The sequence below is a fragment of the Nocardia sp. FBN12 genome (genome assembly GCF_054031145.1).
This window is the reverse complement of sequence record NZ_CM132926.1, coordinates 2,298,200-2,314,186: the sequence shown is the minus strand read 5'-3', so window position 1 is coordinate 2,314,186 and position 15,987 is coordinate 2,298,200. Positions and strand designations below refer to the sequence as shown.

21 protein-coding genes are annotated in these 15,987 nt (G+C 67.2%); 14 read left to right on the top strand and 7 right to left on the bottom strand.

The features are described from left to right. Window positions 1–27: 27 nt before the first annotated feature. The gene (locus ACWZHB_RS11280; protein WP_427907882.1) at window positions 28–1,146 is read left to right on the top strand and encodes a serine hydrolase domain-containing protein; all 1,119 of its coding nucleotides are present in this window, start codon (window positions 28–30) and stop codon (window positions 1,144–1,146) included. Between the two features lie 114 nt (window positions 1,147–1,260). Continuing rightward, the gene (locus tag ACWZHB_RS11275) at window positions 1,261–2,046 is read left to right on the top strand and encodes a MerR family transcriptional regulator (protein WP_427907881.1); all 786 of its coding nucleotides are present in this window, start codon (window positions 1,261–1,263) and stop codon (window positions 2,044–2,046) included. A 13-nt stretch (window positions 2,047–2,059) separates the two neighbouring features. Here ACWZHB_RS11275 and ACWZHB_RS11270 read toward each other — a convergent pair whose 3' ends face one another. The 6 genes from ACWZHB_RS11270 to ACWZHB_RS11245 all read right to left on the bottom strand — a co-directional run bounded on the left by ACWZHB_RS11270 (window position 2,060) and on the right by ACWZHB_RS11245 (window position 6,156). Further along, a complete protein-coding gene (locus ACWZHB_RS11270) occupies window positions 2,060–2,539 on the bottom strand; it encodes a hypothetical protein (protein WP_427907880.1) in 480 nt (159 codons plus the stop codon). 8 nt (window positions 2,540–2,547) lie between these two features. Continuing rightward, complete coding sequence (locus ACWZHB_RS11265) at window positions 2,548–2,961, bottom strand: NUDIX hydrolase (protein ID WP_427907879.1); 414 nt, start codon at window positions 2,959–2,961, stop codon at window positions 2,548–2,550. Window positions 2,962–3,022: 61 nt separating this feature from the next. After that, window positions 3,023–3,502, bottom strand: a complete 480-nt coding sequence (locus tag ACWZHB_RS11260) for a carboxymuconolactone decarboxylase family protein (RefSeq protein ID WP_427907878.1) — start codon at window positions 3,500–3,502, stop codon at window positions 3,023–3,025. After that, window positions 3,499–4,578: an NAD(P)H-dependent amine dehydrogenase family protein gene (locus ACWZHB_RS11255; RefSeq protein ID WP_427907877.1), complete on the bottom strand. Its 1,080-nt coding sequence runs from the start codon at window positions 4,576–4,578 to the stop codon at window positions 3,499–3,501. Before ACWZHB_RS11255 ends, ACWZHB_RS11260 begins: the two co-directional genes overlap by 4 nt. Window positions 4,579–4,627: 49 nt before the next feature. Next, window positions 4,628–5,749 carry a winged helix DNA-binding domain-containing protein gene (locus ACWZHB_RS11250; RefSeq protein WP_427907876.1) on the bottom strand — a complete coding sequence of 374 codons (1,122 nt, stop codon included), beginning with the start codon at window positions 5,747–5,749 and terminating at the stop codon, window positions 4,628–4,630. Window positions 5,750–5,778: 29 nt separating this feature from the next. Then, entirely contained in the window at window positions 5,779–6,156 is a 378-nt protein-coding gene (locus tag ACWZHB_RS11245) for a BlaI/MecI/CopY family transcriptional regulator (protein ID WP_427907875.1), read from the bottom strand. A 242-nt stretch (window positions 6,157–6,398) separates the two neighbouring features. On the opposite strand from ACWZHB_RS11245, the gene ACWZHB_RS11240 reads away from it, so the two are divergent. The 4 genes from ACWZHB_RS11240 (at window position 6,399) to ACWZHB_RS11225 (ending at window position 8,863) form a co-directional block, all read left to right on the top strand. Next, window positions 6,399–6,830, top strand: coding sequence for a hypothetical protein (locus ACWZHB_RS11240; RefSeq protein WP_427907874.1), 432 nt, complete (start codon window positions 6,399–6,401; stop codon window positions 6,828–6,830). 75 nt (window positions 6,831–6,905) lie between these two features. Continuing rightward, window positions 6,906–7,145 carry an NADPH-dependent FMN reductase family protein gene (locus ACWZHB_RS11235; protein WP_427907873.1) on the top strand — a complete coding sequence of 80 codons (240 nt, stop codon included), beginning with the start codon at window positions 6,906–6,908 and terminating at the stop codon, window positions 7,143–7,145. A gap of 33 nt (window positions 7,146–7,178) precedes the next feature. Then, window positions 7,179–8,414, top strand: a complete 1,236-nt coding sequence (gene dinB, locus ACWZHB_RS11230) for a DNA polymerase IV (protein WP_427907872.1) — start codon at window positions 7,179–7,181, stop codon at window positions 8,412–8,414. A 101-nt stretch (window positions 8,415–8,515) separates the two neighbouring features. Then, the gene (locus ACWZHB_RS11225; RefSeq protein ID WP_427907871.1) at window positions 8,516–8,863 is read left to right on the top strand and encodes a PLD nuclease N-terminal domain-containing protein; all 348 of its coding nucleotides are present in this window, start codon (window positions 8,516–8,518) and stop codon (window positions 8,861–8,863) included. 3 nt (window positions 8,864–8,866) lie between these two features. On the opposite strand, the gene ACWZHB_RS11220 is transcribed toward ACWZHB_RS11225, so the two are convergent. After that, complete coding sequence (locus tag ACWZHB_RS11220) at window positions 8,867–9,943, bottom strand: class 1 fructose-bisphosphatase (RefSeq protein WP_427907870.1); 1,077 nt, start codon at window positions 9,941–9,943, stop codon at window positions 8,867–8,869. Window positions 9,944–10,134: 191 nt separating this feature from the next. On the opposite strand from ACWZHB_RS11220, the gene ACWZHB_RS11215 reads away from it, so the two are divergent. The 8 genes from ACWZHB_RS11215 (at window position 10,135) to nuoD (ending at window position 15,976) form a co-directional block, all read left to right on the top strand. Beyond that, entirely contained in the window at window positions 10,135–10,593 is a 459-nt protein-coding gene (locus ACWZHB_RS11215) for a MerR family transcriptional regulator (RefSeq protein ID WP_427907869.1), read from the top strand. Next, window positions 10,593–10,940: a thioredoxin family protein gene (locus ACWZHB_RS11210; RefSeq protein WP_427907868.1), complete on the top strand. Its 348-nt coding sequence runs from the start codon at window positions 10,593–10,595 to the stop codon at window positions 10,938–10,940. Before ACWZHB_RS11215 ends, ACWZHB_RS11210 begins: the two co-directional genes overlap by 1 nt. Before the next feature lie 88 nt (window positions 10,941–11,028). Then, window positions 11,029–12,099: a hypothetical protein gene (locus tag ACWZHB_RS11205; RefSeq protein WP_427907867.1), complete on the top strand. Its 1,071-nt coding sequence runs from the start codon at window positions 11,029–11,031 to the stop codon at window positions 12,097–12,099. 98 nt (window positions 12,100–12,197) lie between these two features. Next, complete coding sequence (locus tag ACWZHB_RS11200) at window positions 12,198–12,602, top strand: Rv3143 family two-component system response regulator (protein WP_427907866.1); 405 nt, start codon at window positions 12,198–12,200, stop codon at window positions 12,600–12,602. 369 nt (window positions 12,603–12,971) lie between these two features. Next, window positions 12,972–13,352 (top strand): NADH-quinone oxidoreductase subunit A, encoded by a 381-nt coding sequence (locus tag ACWZHB_RS11195; RefSeq protein ID WP_266288656.1) that lies wholly within the window; start codon window positions 12,972–12,974, stop codon window positions 13,350–13,352. A gap of 10 nt (window positions 13,353–13,362) precedes the next feature. Further along, on the top strand, window positions 13,363–13,917 hold the full coding sequence (locus tag ACWZHB_RS11190; protein WP_019047013.1) for a NuoB/complex I 20 kDa subunit family protein: 555 nt from the start codon (window positions 13,363–13,365) through the stop codon (window positions 13,915–13,917). Then, window positions 13,914–14,666, top strand: a complete 753-nt coding sequence (locus ACWZHB_RS11185) for an NADH-quinone oxidoreductase subunit C (protein WP_427907865.1) — start codon at window positions 13,914–13,916, stop codon at window positions 14,664–14,666. The genes ACWZHB_RS11190 and ACWZHB_RS11185 overlap by 4 nt, the downstream gene beginning before the upstream one ends. Further along, window positions 14,666–15,976, top strand: a complete 1,311-nt coding sequence (gene nuoD / locus ACWZHB_RS11180) for an NADH dehydrogenase (quinone) subunit D (RefSeq protein ID WP_427907864.1) — start codon at window positions 14,666–14,668, stop codon at window positions 15,974–15,976. The genes ACWZHB_RS11185 and nuoD overlap by 1 nt, the downstream gene beginning before the upstream one ends. Window positions 15,977–15,987: the final 11 nt, after the last annotated feature.

Genomic DNA, 15,987 nt, shown 5'->3' with positions numbered 1-15,987 from the left:
CCTTGGGTCAAGGTGGACGCTCATGTCATGACTTCGAACACGAACAACACCGCGACCACTACCGAATCCCTTGCCGCACCGGCTCACTCGAACCTGCAGCAGACCATCGAGGAGATCGTCGAGACCGGTTTCGTCGGCCTGCAGTTGCGGGTCGACGACGAGCACGGTGCGTGGGTCGGCAGCGCCGGGCGCAGCGAACTGGGCGAGCCCGCCGCGCCTGCGCTCAACGGCCGCGTCCGGATCGGCAGCAACACCAAGACCTTCGTCGCGACCGTGGTCCTGCAACTGGTCGGTGAGGGCCGGATCGCGCTGGACACTCCGGCCGTCGACTACCTGCCCGGGTTCGCGCTGGATCCGCGAATCACCGTGCGGATGCTGTTGCAGCACACCAGCGGGATCTTCAACTTCACCGGTGAGGTCTTCGAGGACGGGACGACCGCACCGGGCGTCGTCGCCTGGAGTGGCAAGGCCTGGGTCGACAACCGTTTCCGGACCCACCACGCCGACGAGCTGGTTCGGCTGTCCCTGGCCAAGCCTGCCCGGTTCGAGCCGGGCACGGACTGGAGCTATTCCAACACCAACTACGCACTGGCCAAGCTGCTGATCGAGGCGGTCACCGGTCACTCGCTGGCCGAGGAGATGCAGCGGCTGATCCTGGGACCGCTCGGGCTGTCGGACACCGTGGTGCCGGAGACCTCCACCGATATCGGCGGACCGCACGCCCACGCGTACTACCGCTACGACGACGCGGGCGTGGAGAAGACGGTCGATGTGACCGTGCAGAACCCCTCCTGGATCTCCAGTGGCGGCGACATGATCTCGACCAGCAAGGACCTGCACACCTTCATCTCCGCGCTGCTGAACGGCACGCTGCTGCCCGCCCCGCTACTGACCGAGATGCTCACGCCGGAAGCCAAGGTCGGCTACGGACTCGGGGTGTTCATCCAGCAGACCGAGAACGGCACCGTCATCAGCCACAACGGCGGCCACGGTGGTCACGGGGCACTGATGTACGCCACAGCCGACGGCACCACAACCATGACCGCGGCACTGAACTACGTCGACGACGCCGACCTTTCCCTGGCCACGGTGTTCCAAGCCGCGACGCAACGGCTCGTCCGGGAGGTGTTCGGCGCACCGGCCTGAGCGCGTCACGGTCCGGGCCGCACCCACCCGAACGCGGCCCGGACACTTGACCTCGCCCCCTGATCAAGGTCAACTTTCCCGGTAGGAATACCCCGAGCAGGGCGGACTGAGCAGATGAACAACGGTGTCACGATCGGCCAGGCCGCGATATTCGCCGGCGTCACGATCAAGACCGTGCGGCACTACGAGAAGAACGGTCTGCTCGACGAGCCTGCCCGCGACAGCTCCGGGTACCGCCGGTACGGCTCGGCCGAGTTGCTGCGCCTCGTACAGGTGAGAACCCTTGCCGCCGCCGGGGTACCGCTGGCCGAGATCGGCCCCCTGCTCGACGCGGACGCGGACTCGTTCGCCGCCGAGCTCGCCGACGTCGAGCGGCGTCTCACCGAACGCATCGAGGAGTTGATCGCCCGTCGCGACACCCTCCACCGTCTGGCCGACGGCGACCGCACGTTGCTGCCCGACCGCGCGGTGGCGTTGCTCGCCCGCTTGCCCGACCTCGGTATCTCCGCAGCCGACGTGGCCGCCGCGAGGGAGGGCTGGGTGCTGGCCAAAGCCCTTGTCCCGGAAGGCTTCGACGACTACCTCGCCGGCGTCGAGAACGCCATCGAAGACCCCCAGTTCCTCGCCGTGTACCGAGACGCCTCGGTGGCGATGAGCTGGGCGCCCGACGACCCCCGCATCGACGACGTCGCCACCGCGGTTGCCGATCACTATCTCGCCAACCCTGACCATCTCGAGATCGTGACCGGCCTGCAAGCCCGCACAGAGGCCGCGACACGCTACAAACTGATCCGCCACCACGGTGAGGAGCCGGAATCGACCGCGGCCCGGATGTCGGCACTCGTCGAAGCGAAACTGCGGGCAGCGGGCGTCCGGATCCCCGGACCGAACTCCCGCTGAACGCCGCCACCGGTCAGATCTGGTGCACCCACGCCACGAAGAACAACGAACCCGCCGCGGCGAGGGCCACGGCGGCCGGAATCGCCCACCACGACCGGTCACCACCGAGCACGGTCCGCGTCAAACGCAGCTGCAACCGGCCGAACACCGCGATCATGACAACGATCACCGGCGCGATCAGCACGCCCAACGCCGCGTGCACCGCCCACGCTCCCGCCAAAGTGGGTCCACCCCACGAGTTCTCGTAACCGTCGGCGGCCATCAGCGGGTAGGCGAGGCCGCGCACCAGAACCAGCACGCTGAGCATCGCGAGAAACCAGCCGAGCAGCCCGACACCGCCGGACAACACCGATTGGATCAGGCAACGCACCGGCGAAAGCTTGTGGGCGCCAACGGGTTCGCTCAGCAGTCGACGCGGTACCCGCAGCCGGGTCCGCACCCGGGTGAATGCCAGTGGCAGCGCCAGCAGTTCATAGGCCGCCGACCGTGCCACCGCGCCGATCACCGCAGGGACCCGGCCGCCGCGAGATCGTCGAACAGCAGCTGGTCGACCGGTGGCACCAGATCGCGGTCGCCGAACCCGAACCAGGCCAGCGCCTCGATCTCACTGCTGGCCGTGAGCACCCCGCGATAATCGGCGGTGTAGCACGCCATCCGCACGACGGTGTCGTGCCCGTCGGCGACGGCGGCTTCGTAGGTACCGACGTGTTGGGCACTGTCCGGCGCGAGTTCGACGGTCAGTTCCTCGAAGACCTCACGAACCAAGGTCTGTAGGTCGGTTTCGGCGCCTTCGCGTTTGCCGCCCGGGATGAAGAACACGTCCTTCCCGCGCGGGCGGGCACACAGAATGCGACCGTTCTCGATCAGCACCCAGGCCACCGTATCGACGAGCTGCTGTTGCGCAGGTTCCACCACGGCCCGCAGCTTAACGGCCACGGGCCCGGCAGTGCCGCCCAGTCCCTCGGGCGCCGGGCGGTCAGTGCCCGGGCAGCACGCACACAGTGTCCAGGCCGAGGACCCGATTGAGCCGCCCGAACGCCAGCCAGGAACCGATGCTCATGCTCAGCTCCACCACTTCGGCCTGGGAGTACTGCGCGAACATCCTGGCCCAGAATTCCTCGTCGAGACCGTGATGGTCGGTGGCGTAGCGCTCGGCGTATTCGGCGGCCAGCCGGGTACGTTCGTCGAACCGGTCGGTGGTGCGCCAACTCGTGACAGCGTCGGCGAATTCCGCTTCGACCTTCTGCCCGTCGCGTTCGGTGCGCCAGTCCTGACAGAACAGGCACCCGTTGATCTGGGCGATCCGCAGCCGGGCCGCTTCGAATTCGCGCAGGCCGAGGGTGGAGTGCTCGTAGACCGACAGCGAGAACGCCGCCGCGGCGACGCCGATCCCGGGCACCATCTCGCCCCACACGTAGCCGATGGGATCTTTGCCCTCGGGAATGTCGATGATCATCGTGGTGTCCTTCCGAGTTTGCCGACCGCGGCACGCAGCGGCACATCGAGTGCGTCGTAGAGGCCGGGCTGTGCCGCGACCAGCCAGTCGATGGCATTGACCAATCTGCCCACCGCCGTGGCATTTCCGCCCGCCGCGCGATTGCCACCTTCGTCGGTCGCCTCGACGCTGACCTCGATGCGTGGCGTACCTTCGATGATCACCCGGTGGGCGCCGTCACCGTCGGGTGGCGTCGGCCAGTCCGGTGCGCAACTCGGATGGATGCGGGTGACGTGCTCGATCACGATGCGCGCCTGCCCCTCGACGATGCCCTGCACCTCGAATCGCACCGCCCCCTGCGTGCCGGCGTCGAACGTTCCCATCTTCGCGGTCTGCACCGTCTCATCGAGGGCGCGCCGGTCCACGGTTTCGGCGATCTCGTCGAGTTCGACCCCCAACGCCCTGGCCATCAATCGAATCTGGCCGCCCCACACCATCGTCGGCACGCTCGCCATCAGCATCGGCGGCTGGTAGTCCATCGGCTGCCCCATCCCGACGAGATAGCGCACCGAGTCGGGCTGGTCGTAGGTGGAGTAGTCGAAGATCTCCTGGCAGCGCACCACATCGACAGTGCTGCCGAGCCCGCTGATCAACAGCGGCAGCACATCGTTGCCCCAGCCGGGATCCACCCCGGAGACGAACAGCGAACCACCGCCCGCGGCAATGGCTTCCAGCACAGGCTCGCGCATTTCGGGTGGTGCGTTGCGCGGGTCGTAGAGGGCGTAGAGCGCGGGCGTGACCACCACGGCCCCGGCGCGGATCGCCCGCACGATATCGGCGAGCGCGTCGTCGGGGCGGATATCACCGGACGCCGCGTACACCACCGCCCGCGGGCCTGCGGCCAGGAGCGCGTCGATGTCGTCGCTGGCCGCCACCCCCAATTCGGTGTCGAGGCCCGCGAGCACGCCCGCGTCACGGCCGACCTTGTCGGGATTGTGCACGAGCACTCCCGTGAGAACCAGCGCCGGATGGGCAGCCACGGCACGGATGGCCGCGCGGCCGACATTTCCGGTGCCCCAGACGATCGTGGGGATCATCGAGCCACCGTAGCAAGCGCTTGGTTCGCCGTCCGGCGTATCAGAAATCTCAGCCCGCGCGCAGTCCGAGCCCGCTCCCACCGAGCGCCTCGGCGAGCCGTTTCACCGCCGCCGACAGCTCGCGCTTCGAGAGCTTGTGCGCGTCGAACATCGTCGGCACGACCTGGTCGTCGACCTGTTCCCAGGTGCCCGCTATCCGGCCGTCGACCAGCACCAGCGGAGAAATCCAGCCCGCCGTCCTGCTCACCTTCGACCGGTGTTCGGCCGGCAGCAGCGCGGTGTCGGCGGTGCCGGGTCCCAGCACGTACTGGTCGAACGGGCCGAGCAGATGGACGTGACCTTCGAGGGTCGCCGCGGCGAGATCGTCGACGAACTCGCTCGGAATCCAACCGGTCCGGCCGTCGACATCGACTTCGGTCAGCGCGTCACCCATGGTCGCGAACCACGCGCGCAGGACGGTTTTGCGCACACTGTTGCGGCTGAGCCAGGCATCGAACGCCGCCGGTGTCGCGGGACCGTACGCCCCGAGATAGGCGCTGATCAGCAGCGGTGCGGCGACGTCCGGATCGGGAAGGCCCTTCCACCCGGGAGCGTGGTCGGCCGGTGCGGTGAAGGTGACCTTGGTGCCGCGCGCCGGCCCGTGACACAGCGCGCCCTGCCAGGCCAACGGTTTGAGCACCGCACCCCAGCCGGACCGCAACTGCTCGCCGAGGTGGGCGAAGCCGGGTTCGGCGAGGACCGCGGCGACCAGTTCGTCGCGGGTCAGTACCTGACCGGCCAGCACACCCGAGACCACCTCCACCAGTGCGGCCACCTGCTCAGGAGTCGCACCGAAAGTCTTCTGCCACGACGGTTTCTCCCAGGTGCGCGCCGATCCGATCAGCGACAGCGCGGCCGCGGCCTGCTCGGGAACCATCGCGTGCAGCGTGCCGCGCATCGCCCACGTCTTCATCAGCGTGCCCGCGGCGAGCGCATCCCCCACGCCGGTCGGGCGAGAATCGGAACTGCGCACCGCGACGGCGATGTCCGCCGCGGACGCCACTTGCGCCTGCACCCCGGCCAACCTCGTCGCGATATCGTCGACGGACCCCGCGGTCGGTGCCGAAACGAACTGACGACCCAGCCGCCAAGCGAACACCTGATCCCACCCGACACTCAGCATGGCGCCCATCAGATCAGATCCCTCCGACAGTTTTCGAGCTAGCTCGCCTCGGTCCGTCGGGTGGCGACACGGCGCAGAGCTGCCCGCAATCCCGCGAATTCGTCGTCACTGATCCGGTCGACGAAAAAGTTCAGAACCAGATCGGACCGCCCGCCCACACCGAGCGCTTCGTGCATGAGCTGAGCGCTGTGTTCCTCGCGGGTCACCGTCGGCCAGTACCGGTAGGCGCGCCCCGCGCGGTCTCTGGCCAGCCACCCTTTGCGATGCAGATTGTCCATGGTCGACATCACCGTCGTGTAGGCGATATCGCGCTCGGCGACGAGTTCGTCGAACAGTTCACGCACCGTCGTCGCGTCGTCGTCGCGATTCCACAGCCGATCCATCAGCACCGCCTCGAGATCCCCGAAACCACGCACCGCCGACCGACTCCTTCACCTTGCCCGAACCGGCTTCACCCTACCGCCACGCCCGGCGCCCGCCGACGAGCTGGGCGAACACAGCACCCGGCTGGCAGTACTCGCCGAGAATCGCCGGTACCTCCCGCGCCTGCGTATGCTTGCTCCCGGTGTCCACAAGGTCGAGTTCGCGATGGTTCTGGCCCGTCCTCACGCTCGTGACGTGCGGAGCGCTCCTGTGGGGATGCGCTGCTGCCGTCGTCATGCCGAAACTGGAGAAGAACCTCTCCGTCGACGAGGCGCGAAGGGTCATGGAACGAAACAAGATCCGGATACCCGGCACGTTCGACTTGGTCAGCATGCGGCGATTCGGCTGCCCGCCGTTGGCGGGCATGTGCGGCTACGTGGGGAGCTACGCCGGGCCTGCAGACCGGTTCCCGCACCCCCGGTCGATCTACTCTGATCCGACGTATAACCGGCCGCTGCAGAAGGTGACCTGCGCCGAGCTGACGAAGCGGCTTGGATTCGACCCGACGACCATGCGCGGCGACAACGACTGGAAGTTCGATTGCACGAACACAATCGAATTGTTCGCCAGCGCACCCTATGGCGGCATCAGCCCCGACTACCCCGAGGTCACGATCGCACGGGACGCCCGGACCGCCACGATCTACTTCTATTCCCGCCCATTCTGAGGCGACCGGCGCTTCGACGGAAACAGGAGCCGATTCATCGCCTCGCTGCCGACCGGGCAGCACGGCAAGGCGTTCGTGTTCCGCACCAGCGGATTCCCGGAAACACCGCTTCGCCGCTACGTCACCCACCTGACCCGCGACATCGAAGCGAAGGGCTTCGACGTGGTCGACGCCTTCGACTGCCGCGGCTTCGACACCTGGCTACCGCTGCGCATCGTCGGCGGGATCCAGAAGGGCCACCCCGATGCCACCGACATCACCGCCGCCCGCGCGTTCGCCGGAAAACTGCAGGCCAGGATGACCGCCAAGCCCTGACGCCCCGAACTCGTCAGACCTCGATGCGAACATATGTTCGTGTCCGATTCCGCCGCCCCGCGCCGCCCGCGGATCCAGTCCCGCACCGAGGCCTCGATCCTGCACGCCGACCTCGACTCGTTCTACGCCTCGGTCGAACAGCGAGACCAGCCGTGGCTGCGCGGCAAACCGGTCATCGTGGGCGGTGGGGTGGTGCTGGCGGCCAGCTACGAGGCCAAGGCGTTCGGGATCCGCACACCGATGAACGCGGGCCAGGCACTGCGATTGTGTCCGCACGCGATCGTCGTGCCGCCGCGAATGTCGGCCTACGCGCAGGCGAGCAAGGCGGTGTTCGAAGTCTTCCACGACACCACCCCGATCGTGGAGGGCATCTCGATCGATGAGGCGTTCCTCGATGTCAGCGGGTTACGCCGGATCAGTGGCGAGCCGATCGAGATCGGCCACCGGTTACGCGCGCAGGTGGCCGATCGGGTCGGCCTGCCCATCTCGGTGGGCATCGCCTGCAACAAATTCCTCGCCAAGGTTGCCTCCGCCGTCGCCAAACCCGATGGGTTACGCCTCGTCGAATCCGGCCGGGAACTCGACTTCCTGCACCCCCTGCCGGTGGAGCGATTATGGGGCGTCGGCAAAGTCACCTCGGCGACCCTGCACGCCAACGGCATCACCCGCATCGGTCAGCTCGCCGAACTCGGCGAACCCCACCTGCGCGCGATCCTCGGTCCCGCCGCCGCGCGTCACCTGTTCGCGCTGTCGTGGGCTCGCGACCCACGCCGCGTGGAAACCGGCAAACGCCGACGCTCGATCGGCGCCCAACGCGCCCTCGGCCGCCGCCCCCGCGAGCCAGAGGAGATCGCGGCCTACCTCGACGGCCTCACCGACCGTCTCGGCCGCCGCCTGCGCGCCGCCGACCGTGTGTGCCGAACAGTGGTGCTGCGCTTGCGTTTCGACGATTTCACCCGCGCCACTCGTTCGCACACCCTCGTCGAGGCCACCGATGCCTCCGCCGCCATCCGCCACGCTGCCCGCCTGCTCCTCGACACCGCCCAACCGCTGATCAGCGAACGCGGCATCACCCTGATCGGCCTCTCGCTGACCAACCTCGACGACGCCGACACCATGCAACTCACCCTGCCGCTGGAGGCCCGCGCCGAGAACACCCTCGACGCCACCCTCGACGACCTCCGCCGGCGCTTCGGCTCCTCCGCCGTCACCCGGGCCGCGCTCCTGCGCAGCGGTGAAGGGATCTCGGTCCCGCTGCTGCCTGATTGACCCCGGATTCGCGTGAAAGCCGCAGGTACGGCATCCTGACTGCCCGGGGGCTTCGGCGACAGCTGTCCTCCGACCATCGACCCCCGAAGAGGACAACCGCGATGCCCTACGCCGTCATCGGCTTCCTGACCCTCGCCCTGTGGGTGTATTGCCTGGTCGACATCGTCACCAGCCCCGACGCGGGCATCCGGCACCTCCCGAAGATGGGCTGGATCATCGTCGTCGTCCTGGTTCCCACGATCGGTGCGCTGCTGTGGTTGTTCGCCGGCAGGCCCGCCGGTGAGTCACGGCCGGCCTCGAATACCCGCTTCGGCGAATACGACCGCCCCGGCCGCCACGTCGCGTCGAATCCCGACGACGACGAGGACTTCCTGCGCGGCCTGCGCGAGCGCGCGGAGCAGCAACGTCGCGAGGCCCGCAGACAAAAAGAAGAGCGCGAAGAGGACTGAGCGTTAGGTGCGCTGGTCGTGTTTGGCGGGCCGGAACAGCGACCGCGTCCCGAACAGCGAGCTGTCGAACCGCTTGCCCGCGTCCGGTTCCCGGTGATAGCGCTCGATGCGCAGCACCTCGGTGCGGGAACCGAAGATGAACGGCACCCGCTGATGCACGTCGACCGGTGCCACCTCCATCATCCGTTCGTGACCGGTGCTCGCCGCCCCGCCTGCCTGCTCGACGATGAATGCGATCGGATTCGCCCCGTAGAGCAGCGAAACACGTCCTGGCCGGGCGGGATTGCGCGTATCGCGCGGATAGAGATACACCCCGCCCCGAGTGAGAATGTGGAAGGTGTCGGCCACCAGCGACGCCACCCACCGCATGTTGAAATCGCGCCCCCGCGGCCCTTCCACTCCCTCCAGGCACTCGAGCACATACCGGCGCACCGGCCGCTCCCAGAACCGTTCGTTGGCGGCATTGATCGCGAAACCTGAAGTGTCCTCGGGGATACGCATCTGCGGATGGGTCAGCACGAACGCCCCGATCTCCCGGTCCAGGGTGAACCCGTCCACCCCGCTCCCGGTGGTGAGTACCAGCATGGTCGCGGGCCCATACAGCGTGAACCCCGCACACACCTGCTCCACGCCTGATTGCAGGAAGTCGGCCTCGGCTGGTTCCGCCTTGCCGGTGACAACGTCGTCGGGCGCTCGCAGAATGCTGAAAATCGAACCGACAGGAAGATTCACGTCGATATTGCTCGACCCGTCCAACGCGTCGTAGGCCAGAAGGTACTTTCCCCGCCGCTGCGCCGCGGGCAACACCGACGCATGCTGCTCGGACAGCAACCCCGACAGCTGCCCCGACCACTGCGTCTGTCCCACCATGATCTCATCGGTCAGCACATCGAGGCGCCCACTCACCGACTCGTCCTCGACCCCCGACCCGACAATCGCCCCGCGCGTCACCTGATTGGCGATGATCTTCGCCGCCGTCGACACGACGTTCACCAGCGCGGAGAACTCCCCCGACGAACCGGGATGCCGATGCTCTTCCTCGATCGTGTAGCGGGTCAGCGTTTTCAGTCCATTGGGCATTCGGCCACATCCCCCTGCGAATTCCGGTGCGTCCCTTGCCCGTTCCAGAATGGCTCACGACACGCGCGCAAGCAATGTGAACTCTTCCCACATCACCAGCGTGCGGCCGCCACCTCGACCACAGGTGCTCCGCGCATAGATCGGCCGCCACGCTTGACCTTGTCCCCGGGGGCAGCGTTTACATTCGCTACATGAGGATCGGAGAGCTCGCGCGGCTGGCTCAGCTCAGCCCCAAGGCCATCAGGCGGTACGAGGCGTTGGGGCTGGTCGCACCGGGACGCCACCCCAACGGCTTCCGCGAATACGACGAGCACACCGTTCGGCTGGTGCAGGAAATCCGAACCCTCAATCGCCTGGGAATCCCGGTCGAGGAGACCCGCCCGTTCCTGGACTGCCTGGCGACCGGCAGCGAACACGTCGACGACTGTCCCGCCTCCCTGGCCGAATACCGGCGGACCATCGACGCACTGACCACAGAGATCGAAGCACTGACCGCCCGCAGAGACGCCCTCACCGATCGCCTCCGCGACGCCGCCCACCGCACCACTCGAATGCTCCCATGGCCGGAGACGGTCTCTGCGCGACAGCCATCAGGTCGAGCCGGGGAGATCGAAACGCCTGCCGAGCCGACCGAATTGAAGCAAACATGATGACCCAGAGTTCTGCGATCGCCGGCACCGTGGCGGTCACCGATGAAACATTCGACGACGACGTCCTCGCGCACTCCGGTCTCGTCCTCGTGGACGTCTGGGCCACGTGGTGCCCTTCGTGCAAGATGATCGCTCCCGTGCTGGCCGACATCGCCCGCGAACGCGCGCACACCCTCACCGTTCGCACGCTCAACGCCGACGAAAACCCGCTCACCACCCGCACTTACCAAGTGATGGCGGCTCCGACGCTGTTGCTCTTCCGCGACGGCCAACTCCTGCGCACCCTCGTCGGCGCGCGCTCCAAGGCCCGCCTCCTCGCCGAATTGGATGATGCCGTGTGCAGCTGATCCCGGTAGACGGGTGTCGACGCCGTCGGTACGGTCGTCACAGGGGGCGTGATCGCTGCCTGCGGACAGGCCGATGAAGGGGTGGGACATGGCAACTGAGGTGAAGCTGTCGGGAGGCGCGCTCGAACTGCCGGGTGGTGTTCGGGTGACGTTCGTGCGGACGTTGCGGCTGCCGGAGACGGGCACCTATCCGTTGCCGCCCGGCCTCGGCACCTTCCCGCTGCGACGAGTCGCCGACTATCCGGAGACGGTGCCGGAGGAATGGCGCGAACGCGGCGGGGTGATGCTGCCGGTGTATCAGCGCGAAGCGATGTGGTTGCGGTTCTCGGCGACCACGCCGACCGCGCTGAAAGTCGCGGTGGGCAAAGTCTGCGCCGTCTCGGGCAAGCCATGGAACGACGCGCTCACGAAGGATCCGCAGAACTATCTCGCACTGCCCGAGCAGCCGTGGCTCGACGGCATCAACTCCGGTCAAGGAACCGTCCGCCAGTTCGTCGCGGTCCCGATGGGTCTCGGAGCGACTGTCGAAGGTCAGGTCACCGGGACCGAACAGTGGGGTGGGGTGCAATTGGCCGTGCACGGGCTCACCGAGACGGCGCGGGAAGAGTGGAGCCGACAGGAGCGCGAGCGGCGTCAGCGCATGCCGGTCGCGCCCACCCCGGTCGGCGAGCCGCCGTGGGCGGCAGTCGCTTCCGGCGCACCACAGTACGGCGGGCCGATGCCCGTCAGCGCACCCGCGGGTATGCCGACGCCCGGTGCACCCCCGCCGGCGGGTGGTCCCGCTGCCCGGAAAATGGGCATGGGCGCGGGCGGCACCATGCGCCAGGAGATCTACGCCGGCAAACGACCCATCGACGACTACCAGCCCGACGCCGACGGCCGCGTTTTCGTCCACCTCACCTCCGCCGCCGAATGGCAGCAGATCACCGGCGAACCCGCACCGCCGACCCCGATCACCGCCACGGCGTATGCCGCCAACGGCCTGCCATGGTTCGACTACTACGCCGCCGATTCCGACGACCTCCCGCCCGCCACCGAACTCGCCGACGTCAAACCGACCGGCAACTGGCTCGCCGACGAACACCCGAATCCGCCCATCGGATACGGCCTTCCGACGATTCCGCTGGGCGACAACACAGTCCAGGACGGCACCTGGTAGCTCCGCCGGGCCTGCGGCGGACAGCTCTGCGCCGCAGGCCGACTGCCGGATCCGCCGAACCCGCCCGGCGCGCACCCACACCGACGTACGATCCGAGCGTGGCCGAATCGAATGGTTCCACCCCGCTGCGTGTGCTGGTCTACAGCAACGATGCCGATACCCGTCAACAGGTGATCCTGGCGCTGGGACGTAGGCCGCGTGCCGATCTACCGGAGCTCGACTTCTTCGAGGTCGCCACCGCACCGGTCGTCATCGAACAGATGGATGCCGGTGGGATCGATCTGGCGATCCTCGACGGTGAATCCGCCCCGACGGGCGGGCTCGGGATCGCCAAGCAGCTCAAGGACGAGATCGCGCAGTGCCCGCCGGTGGTCGTGCTCACCGGCCGTCCCGATGACGCCTGGCTGGCCAACTGGTCGCGCGCCGAGGCCGCGGTCTCGCACCCGATCGACGCCATGCAGCTCACCAACGCGGTCGCCGGCGTCCTGCTCGCCCGGCAGTAGACCCGGTACGGGCATCGTCCCGAACCATCGGATAGTCCGTGTCACTCAGTTCTGTCTATCACCACTGGTAACACCTGTGGTTCGCAGCGGCATGCCCGGAATGGATTACCCCCGTTTCGCTCATGAATCGCGGTGCCGATATCGATCAAACCCCGCCCCGGAAACGTGCGGCGGACCCCCGAAACGGCGGTAGTCTGTGCTCTAGCTCACACGAGCACGGGCTCTTGTATAACGCTCCGCCATCGCTGCACAGCCTTGCGCGAGCCCCGGTTCGGCGGACAACGTTGTCGGCCCCGTCTCGCCGAAAGCTGCCGTCCGCGGCCGGGCCACACGGCTCGGCCTGCTCCAGCGAGGAGGGGAAGTGCAGTCGTGAATATCGAGGTGCCCGCACTCGTACTCGGCGCCATCGCCGCGGCGTTCGCGGTGTTCTCCGTCATCATGGCGTCGCTGATCGGCCCGAAACGCTACAACCGGGCCAAACTCGAACCCTATGAATGCGGCATCGAGCCGACCCCGCACGCCATCGCAGGCGGCCCGGGAAATACAGCAGGACAGCGCTTTCCGGTGAAGTACTACCTCACGGCGATGCTGTTCATCATCTTCGACATCGAGATCGTGTTCCTCTACCCGTGGGCCGTGCATTTCGACACGCTCGGGCTGTTCGGTCTCGCCGCGATGGCGCTGTTCATCGTCAATGTGTCTGTCGCCTACGCCTACGAGTGGCGTCGCGGCGGCCTCAGCTGGGAATGAGTGGGAAATAATGGGTCTCGAAGAGAAACTGCCCAGCGGATTTCTGCTGAGCACGGTCGAGGATTTCGCCGGCTACCTGCGTAAGGGCTCGGTCTGGCCCGCCACGTTCGGGTTGGCGTGCTGCGCGATCGAGATGATGGCCACCGGCGCCGGACGATTCGACATCGCTCGCTTCGGCATGGAAGCGTTCCGCGCCTCCCCACGCCAAGCCGACCTGATGATCGTGGCGGGCCGGGTGAGTCAGAAGATGGCGCCGGTGCTGCGCCAGGTCTACGACCAGATGACCGAACCGAAATGGGTGCTGGCCATGGGGGTCTGCGCGTCCTCGGGCGGCATGTTCAACAACTACGCCATCGTGCAGGGCGTCGACCACATCGTCCCGGTCGACATCTACCTGCCCGGCTGCCCGCCCCGCCCGGAGATGCTGCTCAACGCGATCCTGGCGCTGCACGCGAAAATCGCCGAGATGCCGATGGGCGTCAACCGCGAGGAAGCGATCCGCGCCGCCGAGCAGGCCGCGCTCGCCAGCACGCCGACCATCCGGATGGAGGGCCTGCTGCGATGACCTTCGACTCCCCCGACAACACCGACAGCCCTGCGGGACAGGAAGTTCCGGAGGAATCGCCCGCGCAGACGCCACCGAAACCACCTCAGAACGAGGTGATCGGCACCCGGCGCGGCATGTTCGGCGTCAGCGGCACCGGCGACACCTCCGGCTACGGCGGCCTGGTCACCCCGGTCGCCCTGCCCGCGGGCACCCCGCCCCCGTACGGCGGTTGGTTCGACGCCTTCATCGGCACGTTGCGCGCCGCACTCGTGGGCCGGGTCATCGCCTTCGACACCGTGATCGAGAAGATCGTGGTCTTCCGCGACGAACTCACCCTGCACGTCAAACGCGAACACCTCGTCGCCGTCGCGAGCACACTGCGTGACGACAGCTCCCTGCGCTTCGAACTGTGCCTGGGCGTCAACGGGGTGCACTACCCCGACGACACAGACCGGGAACTGCACGCCGTCTATCACCTGAAGTCGATCACCCACGGCCGCAGTATCCGGCTGGAAGTGTCGGCGCCCGATGCCGATCCGCACATACCGTCGCTGTTCTCGGTCTATCCGACCAATGACTGGCACGAACGCGAAACCTACGACTTCTTCGGCATTCTCTTCGACGGGCACCCCTCCCTGACCCGCATCACCATGCCCGACGACTGGCGCGGGCATCCGCAGCGCAAGGACTACCCGCTCGGCGGGATCCCGGTGGAGTACAAGGGCGCGCGCATACCGCCGCCCGACGAGCGGAGGACCTACAGCTGATGACCGACACCGACTTCCGCCGCGACGACCCGGTAGTGACGGTCGCAGGCCAGGACTGGGACCAGGTCAGCGAAGTGATCGACGGCGGCGCCGAAGAACGCATCGTGGTGAACATGGGCCCCCAGCACCCGTCCACACACGGGGTATTGCGCCTGATCCTCGAGATCGAGGGCGAAACCGTCACCGAGGCCCGTTGCGGCATCGGCTACCTGCACACCGGTATCGAGAAGAACCTGGAATTCCGGAACTGGACCCAGGGCGTCACCTTCGTGACCCGGATGGACTACCTGTCGCCCTTCTTCAACGAAACCGCCTACTGCCTCGGCGTCGAGAAACTCCTCGACATCACCGACCAGATCCCCGAACGCGCCACCGTGGTGCGGGTGCTGCTGATGGAGCTCAATCGCATCTCCTCGCACCTGGTGGCGCTGGCGACCGGCGGCATGGAACTGGGCGCGCTCACCCCGATGCTGTTCGGCTTCCGCGAACGCGAACTCATCCTCGACGTCTTCGAGACCATCACCGGCCTGCGGATGAACCATGCCTACATCCGTCCCGGCGGCTTGGCCCAAGACCTTCCCGACGACGGCGTCACCAAAGTCCGCGAGCTCCTCGATATCCTGCCCGGTCGCCTGCGCGACATGGAGCACCTGCTCAGCGCCAACCCGATCTGGAAGAAGCGCACCCAGGACATCGGCTATCTCGACCTCACCGGGTGCATGGCGCTCGGCATCACCGGCCCCGTCCTTCGCGCCACCGGCCTGCCGCACGACCTGCGTAAGTCGGACCCCTACTGCGGTTACGAGAACTACGAATTCGACATCCCGACCACCACCGGCTGTGACTGCTACGGCCGCTACATCATCCGGGTCGCCGAGATGACCGAGTCGATCAAGATCGTCGAACAGTGCCTGGACAAGCTGCGGCCGGGACCGGTGATGATCGACGACAAGAAGATCGCCTGGCCCGCCGACCTGGAACTTGGCCCCGACGGTCTCGGCAACTCGTCCAAGCACATCGGCAAGATCATGGGAACCTCCATGGAATCGCTGATCCACCACTTCAAGCTCGTCACCGAGGGCATCAGAGTGCCTGCGGGACAGGTGTATTCAGCGGTGGAGTCCCCGCGCGGGGAACTGGGTGTGCACATGGTCAGCGACGGCAGCACCCAGCCCTACCGGGTGCACTACCGCGACCCCTCGTTCACCAACCTGCAAGCGGTGGCCGCGATGTGCGAGGGCGGCATGGTCGCCGACGTCATCGCCTCGGTCGCCAGCATCGACCCCGTCATGGGCGGAGTAGACAGATGAGCAAAGAACAC